At 51.2% G+C, this 19,088-nt stretch carries 14 protein-coding genes; 4 read left to right on the top strand and 10 right to left on the bottom strand.

The features are described 5' to 3' along the window. Positions 1 to 88: 88 nt before the first annotated feature. On the bottom strand, positions 89 to 892 hold the full coding sequence (locus RIC19_RS13995; protein WP_350178952.1) for a TatD family hydrolase: 804 nt from the start codon (positions 890 to 892) through the stop codon (positions 89 to 91). A 203-nt stretch (positions 893 to 1,095) separates the two neighbouring features. On the opposite strand from RIC19_RS13995, the gene RIC19_RS14000 reads away from it, so the two are divergent. Continuing rightward, positions 1,096 to 1,734, top strand: a complete 639-nt coding sequence (locus RIC19_RS14000) for a ribonuclease H1 domain-containing protein (RefSeq protein WP_350178953.1) — start codon at positions 1,096 to 1,098, stop codon at positions 1,732 to 1,734. A 19-nt stretch (positions 1,735 to 1,753) separates the two neighbouring features. On the opposite strand, the gene def is transcribed toward RIC19_RS14000, so the two are convergent. The 5 genes from def to gldB form a co-directional block, all read right to left on the bottom strand. Continuing rightward, complete coding sequence (gene def / locus RIC19_RS14005; protein WP_350178954.1) at positions 1,754 to 2,308, bottom strand: peptide deformylase; 555 nt, start codon at positions 2,306 to 2,308, stop codon at positions 1,754 to 1,756. Between the two features lie 7 nt (positions 2,309 to 2,315). Beyond that, positions 2,316 to 2,732, bottom strand: coding sequence for a Holliday junction resolvase RuvX (gene ruvX, locus RIC19_RS14010; protein ID WP_350178955.1), 417 nt, complete (start codon positions 2,730 to 2,732; stop codon positions 2,316 to 2,318). A 59-nt stretch (positions 2,733 to 2,791) separates the two neighbouring features. Beyond that, on the bottom strand, positions 2,792 to 3,478 hold the full coding sequence (locus RIC19_RS14015) for a Crp/Fnr family transcriptional regulator (RefSeq protein WP_350178956.1): 687 nt from the start codon (positions 3,476 to 3,478) through the stop codon (positions 2,792 to 2,794). 154 nt (positions 3,479 to 3,632) lie between these two features. Beyond that, the gene (locus RIC19_RS14020) at positions 3,633 to 5,402 is read right to left on the bottom strand and encodes a DNA polymerase III subunit gamma/tau (protein WP_350178957.1); all 1,770 of its coding nucleotides are present in this window, start codon (positions 5,400 to 5,402) and stop codon (positions 3,633 to 3,635) included. A 45-nt stretch (positions 5,403 to 5,447) separates the two neighbouring features. Then, the gene (gldB, locus tag RIC19_RS14025) at positions 5,448 to 6,491 is read right to left on the bottom strand and encodes a gliding motility lipoprotein GldB (RefSeq protein WP_350178958.1); all 1,044 of its coding nucleotides are present in this window, start codon (positions 6,489 to 6,491) and stop codon (positions 5,448 to 5,450) included. 334 nt (positions 6,492 to 6,825) lie between these two features. On the opposite strand from gldB, the gene RIC19_RS14030 reads away from it, so the two are divergent. Further along, positions 6,826 to 7,566, top strand: coding sequence for a porin family protein (locus tag RIC19_RS14030; RefSeq protein ID WP_350178959.1), 741 nt, complete (start codon positions 6,826 to 6,828; stop codon positions 7,564 to 7,566). Between the two features lie 201 nt (positions 7,567 to 7,767). Continuing rightward, on the top strand, positions 7,768 to 8,643 hold the full coding sequence (gene nadC, locus RIC19_RS14035) for a carboxylating nicotinate-nucleotide diphosphorylase (RefSeq protein WP_350178960.1): 876 nt from the start codon (positions 7,768 to 7,770) through the stop codon (positions 8,641 to 8,643). A 4-nt stretch (positions 8,644 to 8,647) separates the two neighbouring features. Here nadC and RIC19_RS14040 read toward each other — a convergent pair whose 3' ends face one another. The 4 genes from RIC19_RS14040 to RIC19_RS14055 form a co-directional block, all read right to left on the bottom strand. After that, complete coding sequence (locus tag RIC19_RS14040) at positions 8,648 to 10,228, bottom strand: AAA-like domain-containing protein (RefSeq protein WP_350178961.1); 1,581 nt, start codon at positions 10,226 to 10,228, stop codon at positions 8,648 to 8,650. 533 nt (positions 10,229 to 10,761) lie between these two features. Then, positions 10,762 to 11,799 (bottom strand): quinone-dependent dihydroorotate dehydrogenase, encoded by a 1,038-nt coding sequence (locus RIC19_RS14045; protein ID WP_350178964.1) that lies wholly within the window; start codon positions 11,797 to 11,799, stop codon positions 10,762 to 10,764. Between the two features lie 228 nt (positions 11,800 to 12,027). Further along, entirely contained in the window at positions 12,028 to 12,756 is a 729-nt protein-coding gene (locus tag RIC19_RS14050) for a response regulator transcription factor (RefSeq protein WP_350178962.1), read from the bottom strand. Positions 12,757 to 12,818: 62 nt separating this feature from the next. Then, positions 12,819 to 14,348, bottom strand: coding sequence for a sensor histidine kinase (locus RIC19_RS14055; protein ID WP_350178963.1), 1,530 nt, complete (start codon positions 14,346 to 14,348; stop codon positions 12,819 to 12,821). 663 nt (positions 14,349 to 15,011) lie between these two features. Here RIC19_RS14055 and RIC19_RS14060 point away from each other — a divergent pair. Then, positions 15,012 to 19,088, top strand: a 4,077-nt coding sequence (locus RIC19_RS14060; protein ID WP_502930841.1) for a PKD-like domain-containing protein, incomplete at its 3' end; no start/stop codon positions are given.

A 19,088-nucleotide genomic window follows, 5' to 3' on the forward strand; every position in this document is an offset into this window, starting at 1 on the left:
TTATTAAGCTTCTTTTGCCAATATCAAGGCGCACAAAAATTGCAAAAAGATGCTATAAATCCTAATTAGTGACGGTTCTCTTTGTTGCTTATTTGTTTTCGAGCACCACTTTGGACGCCAATTGGCCCACTTTGAAAATGGATTCCGCATTTGCGGTGGTCCGTCGAGCAACTTCTGCAAAGGGTACTTCCTGCACGGCTGCGACCTTCTCCGCGACCAGGCGAACGTAGGCACTTTCGTTCCGCTTGCCCCGCTTTGGCGCGGGTGCAAGATAGGGCGCATCCGTCTCTAATACCAAATGGTCCAGGCTGATATCTTTGACCACTTTATCAAGACCCCCGTTCTTAAAAGTTACCACACCGCCTATGCCCAGGTAAAAATCCAGTGCTATTATACGCTGCGCTTCCTCCAGGGTGCCGGTGAAACAGTGGAAAATACCCCGCAGGCGATCGTCCTTCTGCTCTTCCAGTATCTCCAAAACCTCTGCCGTTGCATCCCGGGAGTGGATGACAATCGGGATATCAAGGGCTTTCGCCCACTTGATCTGCTGCCGGAAGGCATCTTGCTGCTGCCGGAAGTGCGTCTTGTCCCAGTACAGATCGATGCCAATTTCGCCTACAGCGCAAAATGGGCGCTCGCCCAGCCACTTTTCCACAACTGCCAGCTCCTCCTTGTAATCCGCTTTGATAGAACAAGGGTGGATGCCCATCATGGCAAAGCACTGTCCGGGGTAGTCTTGCTCCAACTGCAACATGCCTTCAATGGAAGTGCTATCGATATTGGGCAGAAAAAACTGGTCAATGCCACTCTCCATGGCCCGGTCCATCATCTCGGTCCGGTCTGCATCAAACTTTTTTGAATACAAATGCGCGTGCGTGTCTATCAGCCTCATGAATTTATTTTGTGTTTTCTAACAACGCTGCAAAGGTAATGATTCAATTGGAAGGCGTTTTGGTGGGAAGCGGAAGTTGAAAATCCTCCGCCGGGGTTGCTTCCTTCCCAAAAGGGGGGAATAGCCCGGGCGGGCAGGTTGGCTAAAGAAAAACACTAATGGTCTGTTGGATGTGCCTTATCTTGGGGGCGAAACGATAAGACATGGCGAAGAAGAAAAAATACTACACGGTCTGGGAAGGCGTCACACCGGGCGTTTATGACTCCTGGGCTGCCTGTCAGGCGCAAATTAAGGGGTTCCCGAATGCCCGGTACAAGTCTTTCACGAGCCGTGAGGAGGCCGAGGCCGCCCTTCGGGGCAATTTCACTGACCATATCGCGAGCGGCAGCCCTTCGAAGCGCAAAGCCAAGCCGGTGGTCTCCGAGGAAGCGCGCAAAGCAATTGTCTGGGACAGCATAAGCGTGGATGCAGCCTGCAGCGGCAACCCTGGCGTGATGGAATATCAGGGGGTGGATACGAAAAACGAAGCGCCCATTTTTCATAAAAAATTCAGCCTGGGGACCAACAACATTGGTGAGTTTTTGGCTATTGTCCATGCATTGGCCTTGCTACAGCAACAGGGGAAAGACACTCCTATATATACAGACTCCAAAACGGCTATGGGCTGGGTCAGGCGCAAAAAGGCCAATACCAAGCTGGTGAAAAATGCGAAGACCAAAATATTGCACGAGCTGATTACACGGGCAGAATACTGGTTGCGCAACAATACCTACAACAACCCTATCCTGAAATGGGACACGGAGCGCTGGGGCGAAATCCCGGCTGACTTCGGGCGCAAGTGAGAAAAAAGGGGGCAGGTAGCTACCTGGGGAACTTCATCTTGTAGTCCACTTTCACTTTGCCCTTTTTGATGCTGTCCAGTTTACGGCGTACGAGGCGGCGCTTGATCGGCTTGAGGTGCTCGGTAAACAGGATTCCATCAATATGGTCATATTCGTGTTGAATGACGCGGGCATTGAAGCCGGTGAATACCTCTTCGTGCTCCTGGAATTCCTCATCCATATAGCGCAGGCGGATTTGAGCCGGGCGCTCCACTTCGCCACGCACATCCGGGATGCTCAGGCAGCCTTCCTCGTAAGGCCAGGGGTTGCCGCCCTCTTCTACCTTATGGGCATTGATGAAGACCTTCTTGATCCCTTCCTCTTCGCGGTCTTCCCGTTCTACCTGTGCCGTATCTATCATAAAGATGCGGATAGAACGGCCGATCTGCGGCGCGGCCAGACCAACTCCTTCTGCGAAGTACATGGTCTCCCACATATTCTCAATCAACTCCTCGAGCCCGGAATAATCTGGCTTTATGTCTTCGGCTTCCTTCTTCAGGACCGGTTGTCCGTATGCGTAAATGGGCAGTATCATGGTTAAATTAGTACCGGTTTTGTTCAAGATAATCCCGCAGGATGAGGACAGCGCTCACTTTATCGATCAGGGCTTTGTCCTTCCGCTTTTTCTGTCGGGCACCACTTTGGCGGATCACCGCTTTAGCCTCCTCGGAGGTAAAACGCTCATCCTGCATAACAACTTCTACCCCGGGAAAAAGTTTCCGCAATTTGCGGGCCAGCCCGACCACCATGTGGTGAATTTGAGCCGGGTTGCCATCGGGATAAAGCGGCTCGCCTACCACGATGGTTTCGACTTCCTCCTGTGCCAGGTAGGCTTGCAGGTAAGTTTCCAGCTCGCTCGTGGGCACCGTATCCAGCCCGGTCGGGATGATCTGCAAAGGGTCCGTTACGGCCAGCCCCGTGCGTTTTGTCCCATAATCGATGCTAAGAATCCGTGCCAAAGTTGATGTTTTGAGGCGCAAAGGTAACACAGTACAGCGTTAAAAACAGGAGATAGACTTTATTTTTCCTTTTCCAGGGCTTCCATATCGCGTACGAGCAGCCGCTTGCGGTCAAAGGTCAGTATTTCTTTATTGCGCAGTTCATTGAGCACGGTGGTCACCGTTTGGCGGGAAGTGGCCGTCAGGTTGGCGATTTCCTGATGGGTGAGGAATTTGCGGACCAGCATTTCGTACCCGATACGCTGCCCTTTTTTGCGTACCAATTCAAGCAGGTAGTCAATAATACGGGTACGGGAATCCTTGAAGACCAGCGACTGCAGGCGGTTTTCCATTTCCAGCATGCGCGAGCCCATTGTGCGCATCAGGAACAAAGACAGCGCATCGTGCTCCCGCATCATGGCTTTCATGTCCTCCACCGTCATTACACAGGTACGGGTCGCTTCCATCGCGTAGGCAAAATCGTGGCGTTTGTCTTCACCGATCATTGAGAGCTCCCCAAACACTTCGCCGGGCCCAATTATTGCTTTGGTTACCTCCTTGCCCTGCTCGCTGTAGGTGCCAATTTTCACCCGGCCCTCTGTGATGAAGAACATGCGGTCGGCGTACTCATCGGGCAGATAAATGTAGCTGCCTTTTTCAAATACCTTATGTTCATGGGTTTCCAGGTCGCCCCGTTTGATCTTGCGGGGGCAAAGGATACCGCTCAGGTCGATGTTTTCTAAGTACCAAAGGGATTGATCGCTCATAGTCGCCTCACAGGTTTGGTTTTCGGCAGCGCACCGGTTTCAAGATAAGCTCATCAAATGGTTAAACGCCGGGCAGGGTTCGTCATTTTGGAAGTAAGATATTGAAAATGTCCGGGCGGGAACATTTCCGGAGGTTCCCAGGCCGGCTAACACCCTATTCGTCCGGCCGCAGGTCAAACCGTTTTTGCATTTCCTGCAGCAAGGGATTGGTTTCGCGCATCGCCAGGTATTTATCTTTGCTGCTCATCAGCCGTTTGGGTTTGGGAGGGGGCTCCGGGGCACTGCTTTTATCGACCTCCACCCGCATCACGATACCCGGTGCTTTCAACATTTCCCGAAGGTGCCCAATCAGGCCATCTTCCTGCCGGACGGTATTTTCCGCCAGATTAGAAGAGACGATGACTTTGAGCTCCTGCTCCCCCAGCAGCCCCAGCTCGGCATTGCGCATTATCACCTTCACCGATTCCTGCTCGCTATTTTCGATGTAGTTGTCCCAGGCTTCCTGTGCCCGCTCCAGGGTAATCGGCCCTCCCGATTCCTCAACGGTAGACTGTGCTTCCTCCTCCTTGATCTCCGCCAGCATATCGTTGAGCTTTTTCATCTTAGGCAGCACATGCTTAGTGGCCTTCACGGGAGTAGGCGTAACAGGCTTTTCTTCCTTTACTTCGGGCGGATCCGCCGGTTCCGGTGCTTCGGGTGCAGCCGGTACCGCCTTGGCAGCGGGGGTAGAAACCGGCACCGGCACCGGCGGTGGCGGGTCGGAGGTGCTTACGTCAGCCGTTTTTTTTTCCGGGACAGGCGCAGACAGCTGTGTTTCAGAAAGCTGGAAGGCCCGGTTGATATAGGTCATTTTGAGCAGCGCCATTTCCACATGCAAACGCTTGTTGCGCGCCAGGCGGTAACCCAGGTCACAGTCATTCGCAATATTGAGTGCTGTAAGCAAAAAATGGGCGGGCAGCAAATGTGCCTGCTGCTCATACCGGTCTTTCAGCCCACCGCTGACCTCAAGCAGGGTTAGGGTTTGGGCGTCTTTACAAACCAGCACATTGCGCAGGTGCTCGGCCAAACCATTAATAAACAGGTCGGGGTCAAAGCCTTTGCGCAGGATTTCATCAAAAATGAGCAGTACCTGATTACGGTCCTCTTTCAGCAGGGCATCCACAAGCCGGAAGTAGTAGTCGTAGTCGAGCACATTGAGGTTCTCGATGACATCCTCGTAGGTAATGCGGTTGCCACTGAAAGACACGATGCGGTCAAAAATAGACAGGGCGTCGCGCAGCGCACCGTCTGCTTTCTGGCCAATGATGTGGAGGGCATCCGGGTCGGCCTGAATATCTTCGGTATCACAAATGCTTTGCAGGTGCTCCACCATATCCTGTACCTGTATACGCCGGAAGTCAAAAATCTGGCAACGGGACAGAATGGTAGGAATAATCTTGTGCTTCTCCGTGGTGGCCAGGATGAAGATGGCATAGGAAGGTGGCTCCTCCAGGGTCTTCAGGAAAGCATTGAAGGCCTGCTGAGAAAGCATGTGGACCTCATCAATGATGAAAATCTTATACTTGCCCTGCTGCGGCTGAAAGCGCACCTGCTCAATGAGCGCCCGGATGTGCTCCACGCTGTTGTTGGAGGCCGCATCGAGCTCTGTGATATTGAAGGAAGCGTTCTGGCTGAAGGCCTTACAGGAATCACAAACACCACAGGGCTCGTGGTCTTCGGTTACATTCTGGCAATTGAGCACCTTGGCCAGGATACGGGCGCAGGTGGTTTTACCCACGCCCCGTGGGCCGCAAAAGAGGAACGCATGCGCAAGGTGGTCGTTTTGCAGCGCATTTTTTAGCGTAAGCGAAACGTGCTGTTGCCCAACCACTTCATCGAAGCGGGTGGGACGGTACTTTCTGGCGGAAACAACAAAATTGCTCATGCATCACTGTTTTCGAAGTATGCAAATATACAAAATTCCGGTCGCTTACCGGCCCGGTTTGTAGCGGCTTGCGTCAAGCAGGCCCTGTGCATCTTCCAGCGCAATGAGTTCCTGCATTGTGGTTTCCGGGTGCTTTTCCATGTAAGCGCGGATAATCTGCCAGCCCACCCAGTTGGCGGTCCGGCCGGGGGCTTCCTCCGGCATACCGGGCGAATGGGGGCTGTAGTCTACCAATTTCCGGATTTTCCGGTTGTCGGTTTCGTACATCAGGTCTTCCTTGATTAAGAAGGCCCACATTTCCAACTCATTGTCTTCCAGCCACTCCGCCTGCGGGCCGGTAACTTCCAGCTTAATGCTGTCGGGCGCATAAGGCAACAGTTTATCAAGGATGTATAGTTTTTTGCCGTTATTGACCATCAGGTCGAGGAGGCGCTGCTGCCGGGCGGGAGGCACGAGGCCATTGATGAGGGTCTGAATGGCTTTGGAGGTCAGGTGCTCCCGGTTGAAAGTACGGGTGAGGTAAGCGGAAAAAGCCGGGTCGCGGGGGTTGAGCTTTTGGTAAGGGTAGTCCTGGCCGAGGAAGTAATCAAGTGAAATGCCCAGGTCGTTCTCACCGTACACAAAAGCCGCTATGGCGTACTCCGAAATCAAAGTGGAAACGTTAGGCACCGGCTCATCGGGGAAATAATACTGAAAAAACCGGAAAGCCTGCTCCAGCTCCGCCTCTATATCCGACATATTCGGATAATGTACCTGCACGGAATCGTAAAGGTTGCGTACTGATTCATGTTGCAGAAACCCTTTCACGTATGGTGCCGGCCCGTCCGGGGCCGTACGGGGGTCGTTGGCCCGGAGAATGTGCGTAAAGTAAAGGGTGCTCAACTCCGGATAGGCCTCCATCAGCTTTTGCAGTTCAGGCTGCATATCATTGGTATCCAGCTGAAAAAGGGCCTGATCGAAGCGGCGGATATCTACCTCGGCTTCAATACCCGAAACATCTGGAATAAACTCCTGCTCTTCCAGTTGGCAGCCCCAAATCAGCGTAACTGAAATAAAAAAAGCGAACAATTGCATCCGTTTTGCGCTCATAGAGATTGAGTTTGATGTTGATGATTGGCCCTGCCCATTTGACAGGACGGCTTGCGCCGAAAGCGCTGCAAAACCGGGCCACAGCACCCTTGCGGTCCATGGCGCACCCGATTTTGAAGGGCTAAAAGTTGCGCTGTTTGGTGTTTATCCGCCGCTCAAAGCCGCGAAGCTAAAGCTAATGCGTTAAACATTAACGTTGTGTTTTTTATATTTTGCCGGTAAGTTTAGCCGGGGACGGCTATTTTTGCATTTTAGGGGCAGCAAGGAGTTGCTCACATAGCAGCTCTAAAGCGTAACCTCATAATGCCTCACCTGCTTACAAAAACTTAAGAAAATGAAAAAAATTGTTGTTTTTGCTGCCTTATTGCTAGGCCTTTCCACCTTTGCTGAGGCTCAGCAAGCGGTCCGCTTTGGCTTTCAGCTCAGCCCGGCTTTCAACTGGATGTCCACTGACAAGAACACCATCAGCACCAATGGTACCAACCTGGGCCTGAAGCTGGGGCTGATGGGCGAGTTTTACTTCCAGGAAAATTATGCGCTGAGCACAGGGCTCGGCTTCTCTTTCAACTCCGGGGGCACGCTTTTGCACTCTAATACCGGCCAATACTGGGTAAATTCGGACGTACCTGCTGAGTGCGCTCTTTTCATGGAAGAGCAGCAGGCGCCGAACTTAAAATATTCTGTACAGTACGTAGAAATCCCGGTCGGGCTCAAGATGCGCACCCGGGAATTCGGCTACATCCGCTATTTTATGGAGCCTAATCTCGGCATTGGCTTCCGTACTCAGGCTAAAGGGGATATCCGTAACGCTGATGACGATGAACTTTGTAACGACATTAATATTCGTGAAGATGTCCGCCTTTTCAATTTATTCTGGGGCCTGAATGGCGGTATTGAGTATAGTGTTTCTGAGAGCACTTCCCTGGTCGCGGGCATCGGTCTGCAATTCGGCTTCACGGATGCCACCAAGGATGATGATAAAGTTTACTTGGACAATAGCGTGTCTAATCAGGATAAAGAAGACAGTAAAGGGGTGGTCCGGGGTATTATCCTTCGGCTTGGTGTGCTGTTTTAGGGGAGGGGCACCTCGGAGGGGTTCACGCAGAGCTAAGGTCAGCCCTTGGAATCCTTCGTGGTCTTTGCGTGCAACCTTATTCGGGCTATGTTTTAGCAGTACTGGCAAATTTACCTGAAAAGCTGTACCTTTGCGGCCCGAAAGCATAACGGCAGCGTATATGAGCGCTGCTGAAAACGGGTACTAAAAAACAGACCGGGCATGAGCACAAATATGGCAGAACTCCAAGACTACCTCGAATTTTTCGTTACACAGGCATTAAAAGAAGACGTGGGCGATGGTGACCATACTTCACTGGCTTGTATTCCGGCAGATGCCCGGTCAAAAGCCCGCCTGTATGTCAAAGACCCGGGCGTGATCGCCGGTATGGACGTCGCTGCTTATATTTTTCGGCATGTGGACCCCAGCTCAACCTTCACCCCAAAGGTGAAAGACGGTCAGCCCGTCAGCTACGGCGATGTGGCTTTTGAGGTAGAATGTAATGCGCAGGCACTGCTGCGTGCCGAACGCCTCGTGCTCAATACCATGCAGCGAATGACCGGTATCGCTACCCTGAGCAACCGCTTCAAATTTGAGGTGGAAGACCTGAATGTGACCATCCTCGATACGCGTAAGACCACGCCGCTGATCCGCCCATTGGAAAAACTGGCGGTGAAGTTGGGCGGCTGTGACAACTACCGCTTCGGCCTCTTCGACTGGATTATGATCAAGGACAACCACATTGATGCCTGTGGTAGCATCACCTCAGCCATTGAGCAGGTAGCGGCCTACCAAAAAGAGAAGGGCACTGACCTTGGTGTGACCGTTGAGGTGCGCAACCTGGTGGAATTGCACGAAGTGCTGCAAGTCGGCCAGGTAACCCGCATCCTGCTTGACAACTTTGAGCTCCCGCTCATGACTGAAGCCGTTCATACCGTCAACAAGCGCTTTGAAACGGAGGCTTCCGGTGGCGTCAACATCCACAACGTCCGGGAAGTGGCGCTGACGGGCGTGGACTACGTCTCTGTAGGTGCGCTGACACACTCGGCCCAGAGTTTGGACTTGAGCTTGAAGGTGGTGAAGGAGGTGGTGGCGTAGAACCTCACACCCAAACCACAAACACCCGCTTCCCCTCCACTTCCTGCCACTCATGCGCCGGCACGTCCCCCTGACGGCGTGGGTCGAAGATGAGCAGGTAGCCTTCGTCCATGCCTTGCCGCTGCAGGTAGTCGGCGAGTTGCAGCAAGCCGCGCTGATGCGCCTGCTCCCCGTACCAGCGTTTGAGCTCTATGATATATTTGTGATGATTGTAGGTGACAACGACGTCCAGCCGCTTTTCTTCGGATATTTGTGCCTCCTTAAAGTCATGCCCTTTGCCGTTGATGATCGGCTTTAGAAAGGCCAGGAAGACGAGGCGCCAGTGCCGTTCCAGAAAATGCTCATCCCGTTTGCTGTGCTGCTCGCGCAGGTACTGCTGAAAGCGGAGCAGTGCCCGCTCCAGGTCGAGCCCCTGTCCATCGGGGGTGGTGTAGAGGCCCGGAGAAACTTCTTGTTCCTGACTGAGTTGTTCCCGATAGTACTTTGCCGTCATGTAGCTGTACAGGCGTTGCTCATAAATTCTGTTGTGAATGCTGAGCCGCCCGTTAGACTTGAAAATACCGTATAAACGCCCCATTGCCGTTATGGGCTCATCCGGATTGAAAGGTATGTTTGCTCCATTTATAATCACCTGAAAAGCCAGGTTGTACAGTTCCGGATTGTTCTCGAGGTTTTTGATCAGGCTCTCGAAGTTGGTATTGTCTTCCCGCAGCAATTGCTGTACGGCTTGCTCCAGGTCGGCTTCAGTTAATACTTTTTCTGTTTTTGCCAACAGGATGTCCTCCGCCATAATTTTGCAAAGCTTGCTCACCAGAAAGGGATAGCCGGAAGTGTAGTAGTATAGTCTTTCGGCTAAATGCGGAGCACTGAGTTGCACGTGCTGTTCCTGTGCGAAGTCCTCCAGCATAGGCACAATCTCCTCTGGCAAAAAGCTCATCGTTACTTTGAAGTCAGCAGCGATATTCCAGGGGCTGTTGTACTGCCCGGTATTGTCTTCTCCCGGCCGGATTCTGGATTTCAGTGACTTTACATCATGCACGCCCGCCAGTACCACGCTGTGAAAGGTCGCATGCTGGGGAGAGAACCGGTCAAGGTATTTACTCCGCAGCATGCCCAGAAAGCGGAGAAAGGGCCAGTAGTTGCTGCTTGCGTCCACTTCGTCGATGAGCAGGACCAGTTTTTTCCTGGACCGATGCGCCAGGTGTGTGATTAACCTTGACAGCCCATCCATTCCATCGACCTCCGCCTCTTTTTCCTGAATAACTTCAAATAGTTGCTTATCCTGATATTCCAGGGTTGTTTTCATATGGCTGAGCACCATTTGCGCAAAAGCAGCGTCTGTTTCATGCCACTTACTGTCAATGCCCTGAAAGTTCATTCTTACGGGGAGGTACGCACTGCTGTTTGAAAGCGCCCCGTTTAGTGTAGCCAGCATGGTGGTTTTGCCGTACTGCCGGGGTCGGTTGATGGTGAAATACCGGCCTTTCTCCACCATTTCCAAAATATGCCCGAGTTTGGCGCTAATGTCCGCCATATAATGCATAGCAGGATAGCAAGTACCCGTGACATTGAATTCCTTAGCCATATTCAACTTTTCTATACTCCCTAAAGGTACGGAAAATAACGCCACTAATTGAGTCCGCCTACTGAAAACAAAGCCCCGCCAAGCTGATCCATTGGTCACTTAGCGGGGCTGCTGTTTGTAATCAGGAACCGTTGGTTTCACACCGGATAGCCTTTCATGGTCATCCAAAGGAGTAGGCAGAAAGACGCCAGGGCCAGCCAGAACCGGATGTCCTGATAGAGGCGGTAAGTACGCTCTTGCATGGTATTGAAGTTGGTTTAAGCAATAGATAAATGCGCTGCAGAAATTTTCGATCAGCGATGCTGAATGGTCCTACTAAGCAGGCGAAATATTTACTTCAAAAACGATGCCATAGTGGTTTTTTATAATGTGAGTATTGGAGGGGCAGGAGGGTTCACGCAAAGGGGAGGAAGAGATCGCGCAAAGGTCGCAGCGTAAGGGCAACTTCCGTAATACCCCGCGTGCGCTGCTTGAAACTTCGCGCTCTCCGCGTGCACCTTAGCGTCCGCTGCGTGAATCCCATTTCGGGCAACCTACCGTGCAGCCAGTGCCTGATTAATCCGCCGCACCAGCCCTGGGCCTTCGTATACCAGGCCGGAGTAGATTTGGATGAGGTCAGCACCGGCATCCAGCTTTTCGATGGCATCCTCGGGGCTGCTAATGCCCCCCACGCCGATGATTTTGAAGCCCCCGTTGCTGCGCTGTGCCAGGTAGCGGATAACCTCCGTAGCGCGCGCTTTGACTGGCTGTCCGCTGAGCCCTCCGGCGCCTATGGCTTCCACTTTTGCGGTGGGCGTGGTCAGGCCTTCCCGGCTGATTGTGGTATTGGTGGCAATGAGGCCATCGAGCTGCGTCTCCCGGGCAATATCGAGGATATCGTCCAGTTGCCCATCGGTAAGGTCCGGAGCGATTTTGAGGAGGAGAGGCTTAGGGGCCGGCTTAGCCCGGTTGAGATCCTGTAGCAGTTGAAGCAGCTTTGACAGGGGCTCTTTTTCCTGAAGGTCGCGCAGGTTGGGCGTATTGGGCGAACTGACGTTGACCACGAAGTAGTCGACATACGGAAATAACGCTTCGAAGCATTTCACGTAGTCATCAGCCGCCTGCTCGTTGGGGGTCACTTTGTTTTTACCGATGTTGCCGCCAATGATAACGCCTTTGGGCTTACCGTACCGCTTCAGGCGTTCTACGAGCGCTTCCACGCCATCGTTGTTGAAGCCCATCCGGTTGATGAGGCCCTCGTCAGCGGGCAGGCGGAATAGGCGGGGCTGTGGGTTGCCGGACTGTCCTTTTGGGGTGACCGTGCCCACTTCGATAAAGCCAAAGCCCAGGTGCGCCATTGTGCGATAATGTTTTCCGTCTTTGTCAAACCCGGCAGCCAGCCCAACGGGGTTCTCAAAAGTCAGCCCGAAGAGCTCGCGGCGAAGGGCAGGATGCTGATAGCGGTATATACGCCGCAGCAACGCGCCAACGCCTGGCACCGACAATCCAAAATTGAAAAGGCTAAGGGTAATATGATGGGCCCGCTCCGGTGAGAAGCGGAAGAAGAAAGGTTTGAGCAGGGATTTGTACACGGCTTTTAGTCGCAAAAATAGGCGATTGCAGGCATAAAAAAAGGCCAGGTAGTATTTTTCTACCCAGCCGGAATCATAATCCCAAAAACTATTCTTGATCAGGCTTTTGAATGAAGCCTGCTGTATTTAAGTATTGCAGTTTCACAAATATACTTATTTGTTCATTTACTGCCAAATGAATCGACAAGCAGAACTAAAAAAAGTGGAAAAACCCACCTGAACCGTCTTTTATTTTGATGCGCCCTCCTCTGCCCGCACCAGCAATTGGAAGCCATTGCCGTGAATATTGACGATTTCGATATTTTCATCTTTTTTGAGATACTTGCGCAGTTTGGTAACGAAAACGTCCATACTTCGGGCGGTGAAGTAGTTGTCTTCCCCCCAGATTTTGGTCAGGGCTTCCGAACGCGGCAGGATATCGTTCATGTACATGGCAAACATACGCAGCAGTTGCGCTTCCTTAGGCGAGAGCTTGTTCTGCTCCTCATCCGGTCCATCGGTGTCGAAGGTCAGGATGCGCAACGGGAAGTTAAAATGGTATTTGCCAATCGTAAACTCTTTGATTTCCTCTCTGGGGTCTGCTTTGGCCTGACTCCGCTTGAGTATAGCCTGAATGCGGAAGAGCAGCTCCTCCGAATTGAAAGGTTTGGAGATATAATCGTCAGCTCCGATTTTAAAGCCTTTAACCACGTCCTCCTTCATGGTCTTCGCGGTGAGGAAAATGATCGGCATTTCCTGATCCTTTTCCCGAATATCTTTAGCCAGGGTGAAGCCATCTTTCTTAGGCATCATAACATCAAAAATACAGAGGTCATAAGTCCCTTCGTTGTACTTTTCCAGCCCCTGTTCGCCATCAGTGGCCAGGGTGACATCATAGTCGTGCATTTCCAGATAGGAGCGCAGGACATCGCCAAAGTTTTGGTCATCTTCTACCAGAAGTATTTTGTTTTCTGCCATAGTCGGAGGTTTTCTGTTCTGGAGTTTTGTTGTTGCGGACGGTCGGGCACCGCAGACATTAATTATTGTTTGTAGGGAAAGAATAGCGTGAAGCTACTGCCTTTGCCCAATTCGCTTTTCACATCAATCTGCCCCTTATGGGCAGTCATCATTACTTTGACATAGCTCAGTCCCAGGCCAAAGCCTTTTACATCGTGGACGTCGCCGGTATGTACACGGTAGAACTTATCAAAAATGTGCTTTCGCTGCTCTTTATTCATACCGATGCCTTTGTCAGAGATGGTTACTTCCACACCATTGGGCACATTGCAGGTATGCACAGAAATTTCGGGCTCATCGGGTGAATACTTGTTGGCGTTGTCCAGTAAGTTATTAATGATATTCGAGATATGTATATTATCCCCTTCAATCATCGGGCTACTGGCTTCCAGCTCGGCCCAGGCTTTTCCGCCTTTCTTTTCAACCTGCAAGCTGATATTTTCAACGGCGTTATGAATAATCTCATGCAGATTCACACCCGAGACTTTCAGCGAAAAGTCTCTTTTGTCAATCAAAGCCATTTGCAGAACTTTCTCTACCTGACTATTCATACGTTTATTTTCCTGTTTTATTATGTTGGCGAACCGCCCGACTTTGTCTGCTTTGCCGGCGATCATGGGGCTGATGATGGAATCTGCCGCTAATGAGATGGTTGCGATTGGCGTTTTAAACTCATGTGTCATGTTATTGATGAAGTCTGTTTTCATGGCCGAGAGCTTCTTCTGCCGGAAGATCACATTAATGGTGTAAGCAAAGCAAAACAGGATGATGGTCGTAAAAACAATAGCGCCAAAGAAATTGAGCCAGAGAGACCGCCAAACGAAACTTGTACGCTGCGGAAAATGAATCATCAGCATGCCAGGTGCGGTGGCGTCCTCAGGGAACAGATCTACTTTGTAGCGGGAGTTGAATATCGTCCGGAAACCAGGAAGGATTTCCTTGGGCTGATCGTCTTCAACTACATAATGCCCGTCGGCGATAATGAAGCTATTTTTCTCCCGGGAGAAAACCCCGTAATTGTACTCCGTATCTATACCACGATTGGAAAGCTCCTGCTTGAGGAACTTGTCAAGCTGCTTGAGTTTTATTCGCTCTTCTAAAGGAATTCCGCGGGCGCTTTGTTCGAAATACACCATAAGCTTCCGGTAGATATCCTTGCGCTTAAGGCACTCCGCCGAATTGCAATCGTTGAGCAATTCGCTCGTCAGCCAATTCAGCCAAGCCCCTCTGCTCACTTTGTCCTTAGCGTTGCCAAATCCGGAAGGGCTCCAGTTTAAGTTGGGTGGCAAATTGCCAGGAACATCCAGCTCTCCAACTTTGATCTCCTGGTAGTAAGCATTCCTAAACCCGTTCATTGAGTTGTGGAGCACTTCCTGGCTTTCTTCCGTTTCCAGCCGGAGCGTGACGGCGTTGAGGGCTGCGTAAATATTTTTTTCGAAGCGTTCCTCATTCTCAGCAACGGCAGTACGAATGAGGTCCATCTGCAGGATGACAACGCCAAGCACGGCGGCACTCATTAACCCGATGATCGCCCAAATTGCCTTTTTATCCATAAAGAACTACCTCTTTTAATTCGTTTGTTTTCAATTGCTTATCCAAACGCTCTGACCTTTCCACCGCTTAACCAACAATTGCCTGATTCCTAAAGTTAAACATTACAGTCAGGGCCAAACCTTGTTTAACAGACCTTTAACGCGGCTGCACCGGTGTACCGCCTTTCGATGCCCTCCTCCTAAAAGACTAATTTTGCAATTTAAGCGACATTTGGTCTACATTAAGAAATTAACGCTGATTTACAGTCCAAAATGCAAATTCAATATTTTTTTTGGCATGTGGGCAATCAATTTAAACTATGTTTTTTGTTTTACTTTGGAGTATAGGAGTGTTAACCAAAGAAAACCCCTGGTTGCAGTGCTATCTTGTTAAATTATTTCTTTGCTGCCTATCGATTTGGTATATTTGCTAAAGTTTAAACAGCGAATTGCCGACTACCCCGGATATAATATAACGTAAGCCAGCCCTCTAATGGTATGATTAGCAGGTCTGGTTTATCCCCAAATAACCTTCCGACACTACATCAAATAGGCACACCCCAAATCCAAACAATACTATCCCAAAACCGTTATGGCGTTGCTTCCCCTCTGTATGCAGACATAACCTTTCGAGGTTATTTATAGAAATTCATTTGGTTCGTTTCAAGACTTTGATTGCATAACATGAAGAGAAATCTACTCCTTTGCCTTTTGACGCTGATCACTTATTCGCTATGGGCACAACAGCCACCTGGTCCGTGCCCTCCCGGAGAACCCGCGATCGCCAATAATTGTGGTGCAGCCTGTGTACTCTGTGACTTCCAGACTTTCACGAGCAACAACGACAACCCGAATGTAGGGCAGCAGGTGCCTCCTGATTTCTGCCCCGGCAACCCGATTCAACCGCACAACGTGCAGTGGGTGGGCTTTGTAGCTGGTACGCCTAATATCTCAATGAGCGTAATCGTTGAGGACTGCCAGGACAATAACGGTTTGCAGATTGGAGTCTGGGGCACTTCAGACTGCTCCTCTTTCAACCTGGTCTCCCAGTGTTCCTATCAGGTGACGCCTAACACTCCTACTCCGTTCACTATGAATGGACTGACTGTAGGCGCAACCTATTTCTTTGTAGTGGATGGCTTCGACGATGATGTCTGCGATTTCACCGTCAACGTGACCTCAGGTAGCACCACCGTTCCTCCGGTTTCCGGCGTACCTCAAATCGTACCCAGTACGCCTCCTCCGTATTGCCCAGGAAGCACCGTTACCTTCTCCGTGAATGGCGTGCAGAATGCCGGTGCCTATCAGTGGACACTCAACGGGACACCGATCAATCAGGGCAACCTGGAGAACATCACCATAACCCTTCCTGATGAAGCAAGCTATACCGTCTGCGTAACGCCCAGCAACGCTTGTAACGGCGCTGGGATCAACAACTGTACGACCATCTCTACCACCCCTCCTCCTACGGAAATGGTGACAGAGGTCATTTGCCAGGATGAAGCGCCGTTTACGTATCAGGGGTCTCCGCCCTTTTTTGAGACAGGCGTATACAATTTTTCCTATTTCCAGAATGGTTGCCAGCAGCCGGTGCAGCTCGACCTGACCGTTATCCCTCCTATTCCACCCACTGTGCTGACAGAAGAAATCTGCGAGGATGAAACCTATATTTTCCAGGGTAGTCCACTCAACCAAACCGGTCAGTATGAAGAAACGCTTTTGACCGCAGATGGGTGCGACAGTACCATCATTCTCAACCTTACCGTAAATCCTAATACCTTCCAAAACATAGGAGAGGTTTTTATTTGTGAAACGCTTTTGCCTTATATGGTCGGAGGGCCTGGCGGAGTGCCGATTTCACAGCCCGGGCCCTTTCAGGTGATACTCCCTAATGCCTTTGGCTGTGATCAGGTCACTGTAGGGTTCCTGACCATTACAACACCGGGTCTTCAGATTGTCGACACAACTATTTGTGAAGGGGAAATTGTTATAGTCGGCGATATTTTTAACGGGGGATCGACTTTCACTGAAACAGGCTTCTACTCCGGGAATTTCACCGACCCGGGCGGATGCCAAAGTACCTTTCAGCTAGACCTCACGGTTTATGACCCTGTAACCAATATAGACACGACCATCTGTAGTGGAGAGTCCCTGACTGTGGGCGGCACCGAATACAGTGCTGCGACGACAGATTTAGAAATCACGCTTCCTTCTCAAACACCGGGCATTGATTGCGATAGTACCGTGGTGTTAAACCTTACGGTACTCGACCCCATCGAAACTTATCTGGAAGAAGAAATTTGTGAAGGGGATACCACAATGGTAGGTTCAGAAACCTTCACCACCACAGGTGAGTACACGGTCATGCTTCAGGCCGGTAATGGCTGTGACAGTACCGTCTTTCTCGATTTGATCGTAAACCCTAATGTAGAGACGACGATCACGCCGGAGGTTTGCTTCGGCGATGAATTTGTCCTCGGCGACTCTACTTTCACCGCAACCGGCACTTATGAAGTGCCACTGATGACCGCAGAGGGCTGCGATAGTACAGTTATTGTTGAGCTGACCGTCAAACCGGAAATCACAACAACGCTTGATGAACCCATCTGTGAAGGAGAAGCTTTCACGGTAGGAGGTATGAGTTTTGATACTACAGGTACCTATGATGTGGTATTGACTGCAGCCGATGGCTGCGACAGTACGGTCACGCTGAACCTTGACGTCATACCGACCGTATTTACCACCTTAGATGAAGAGGTGTGTAATGGGGGCAGTTTCACGGTGGGCACTTCCACTTATGATGCGACCGGTACCTATATGGACACCCTTTCTGCCGTCTCCACAGGTTGTGATAGCGTCATTACCCTTAACCTGACCGTGCTTGACCCCATCATAGAGGATATCACACGGAAGGTCTGTACCGGACAAACCGTGATGGTGGGCAGCAGCACCTACGGCCTGCCGGGCATGTACACCGATACGCTGATGACCCCGGAAGGCTGTGACAGTATTGTCAATCTGGTACTGACTATCGAAGATGTGATCCGGGATACCTTATCTACTTCCATTTGTGAAGGCGAAGTGTATACGGTAGCGGGGACAGACTATGATCAGACCGGGCTTTACCCGAATGACTTTGTGACGGCGTCTGGCTGCGATAGCGTTTTCTACCTCGACCTGACCGTTGTACCGACCCGCATTACAGAGATCGACAGTACCATCTGTGATGGTGAAAGCGTAACCATACTCGGCAACGACTACACCACCACGGGCATGTTTGAAGACATGACCACGGCCGTGGAAACCAACTGCGACAGTATTGTCCGGCTCAACCTGACCGTACTCAACGTACCCAGGACCGACCTCACCGAATCCATCTGTGATGGTGAAATCTACACGGTAGGCACTTCGGACTATACAGCCACAGGGACTTACATAGACACCCTGCAAGCTGCAAACGGCTGCGATAGTATCATCACCCTCGACCTGACGGTACTCGATGTGCCGGAAATCGGGCTTACCGAATCCATCTGTGACGGTGAAATCTACACGGTGGGCACTTCGGACTACACCGCATCCGGATTCTATACCGACACCCTCGTGGCTGCAAACGGCTGCGATAGTATTGTAATGCTCGACCTGACCGTGCTCAATGTACCGGAGGTAGACCTTACGGAAAGTATCTGCCAGTTCGAATCCTATGAAGTAGGCCCTTCCAGCTATACGATGACGGGTAGCTACATTGACACGCTGGTAGCTGCAAACGGCTGCGATAGTATTGTTTCGCTTGCCCTGACGGTTTTCCCCGTCAAGCGGGACACACTCGATATCACTATCTGTAATGCTTCTTCTTACTCGGTTGGCGACAGCACCTACAACGAGGAAGGTACTTACATAGATACCCTGAGCTCCGATCTGACAGGTTGCGACAGCATCGTCACCCTGAACCTGACGGTGCGCGATTTCTTCGAGATCAACCTCAACCGTACCGTTTGTGAGGGCGAGTCTTTCACCGTAGGTACAACGCCCTACGATGCCACCGGTATGTACTCACAAACCTTTATCTCGGTAGAGGGCTGTGACAGTATCGTGAACCTCAACCTGACGGTGATCCCATTCCCGCGCACAGACCTGTCACCAGTTATTTGCGAGGGTGACACCTTCAGCATAGCAGGCAATCCTTATTTCCAGACGGGCGTCTATATGGATACCCTGACGTCCTTCGTTTCGGGTTGCGATAGTATTATCACGCTTGACCTGACTGTGAACCCGACGCTGTTCACTGGTCTGACGGAAGAAATCTGTGATTACGAAACCTACACCGTTGGCACTTCCACCTACAATACAACCGGTACTTATACAGATACCTTGAGCTCGGTAGCCACCGGCTGCGATAGTATCGTCACCCTCGACCTGACGGTGCACCCCACCCTGTTCACCGAACTGACCGAAGAAATTTGCGATGGCGAAAGCTTTGGCGTAGGAGCTTCGACCTACACCACGAGCGGCAACTATGTAGATACGCTCAGCTCAGCAGTCACCGGTTGCGACAGCATCATCACCCTCGACCTGACGGTGTACCCGATACCGATGACGAGCCTGACAGAGATTCTGTGCTTTGGCGACACCTACACCGTAGGCACTTCCACTTACGATGCGACCGGCAACTACGTGGATACGCTCAGCTCGGCCGTCACCGGCTGTGACAGTATTGTGAGCCTTGACCTGACGGTCCGGGAAGAAATCCGTACCGAACTGACC

The sequence above is a fragment of the Phaeodactylibacter sp. genome, from assembly GCF_040219495.1.
In the GTDB taxonomy this organism is placed as follows: Bacteria; Bacteroidota; Bacteroidia; order Chitinophagales; family Saprospiraceae; genus Phaeodactylibacter.

What these genes read in the sequence shown, in the direction of transcription:
- RIC19_RS13995 (WP_350178952.1), bottom strand. Translation starts at nt 892, where the DNA reads ATGAGGCTGATAGACACGCACGCGCATTTGTATTCAAAAAAGTTTGAT.
- RIC19_RS14000 (WP_350178953.1), top strand. Translation starts at nt 1,096, where the DNA reads ATGGCGAAGAAGAAAAAATACTACACGGTCTGGGAAGGCGTCACACCG.
- def (WP_350178954.1), bottom strand. Translation starts at nt 2,308, where the DNA reads ATGATACTGCCCATTTACGCATACGGACAACCGGTCCTGAAGAAGGAA.
- RIC19_RS14015 (WP_350178956.1), bottom strand. Translation starts at nt 3,478, where the DNA reads ATGAGCGATCAATCCCTTTGGTACTTAGAAAACATCGACCTGAGCGGT.
- RIC19_RS14020 (WP_350178957.1), bottom strand. Translation starts at nt 5,402, where the DNA reads ATGAGCAATTTTGTTGTTTCCGCCAGAAAGTACCGTCCCACCCGCTTC.
- gldB (WP_350178958.1), bottom strand. Translation starts at nt 6,491, where the DNA reads ATGAGCGCAAAACGGATGCAATTGTTCGCTTTTTTTATTTCAGTTACG.
- RIC19_RS14030 (WP_350178959.1), top strand. Translation starts at nt 6,826, where the DNA reads ATGAAAAAAATTGTTGTTTTTGCTGCCTTATTGCTAGGCCTTTCCACC.
- nadC (WP_350178960.1), top strand. Translation starts at nt 7,768, where the DNA reads ATGAGCACAAATATGGCAGAACTCCAAGACTACCTCGAATTTTTCGTT.
- RIC19_RS14040 (WP_350178961.1), bottom strand. Translation starts at nt 10,228, where the DNA reads ATGGCTAAGGAATTCAATGTCACGGGTACTTGCTATCCTGCTATGCAT.
- RIC19_RS14050 (WP_350178962.1), bottom strand. Translation starts at nt 12,756, where the DNA reads ATGGCAGAAAACAAAATACTTCTGGTAGAAGATGACCAAAACTTTGGC.
- RIC19_RS14055 (WP_350178963.1), bottom strand. Translation starts at nt 14,348, where the DNA reads ATGGATAAAAAGGCAATTTGGGCGATCATCGGGTTAATGAGTGCCGCC.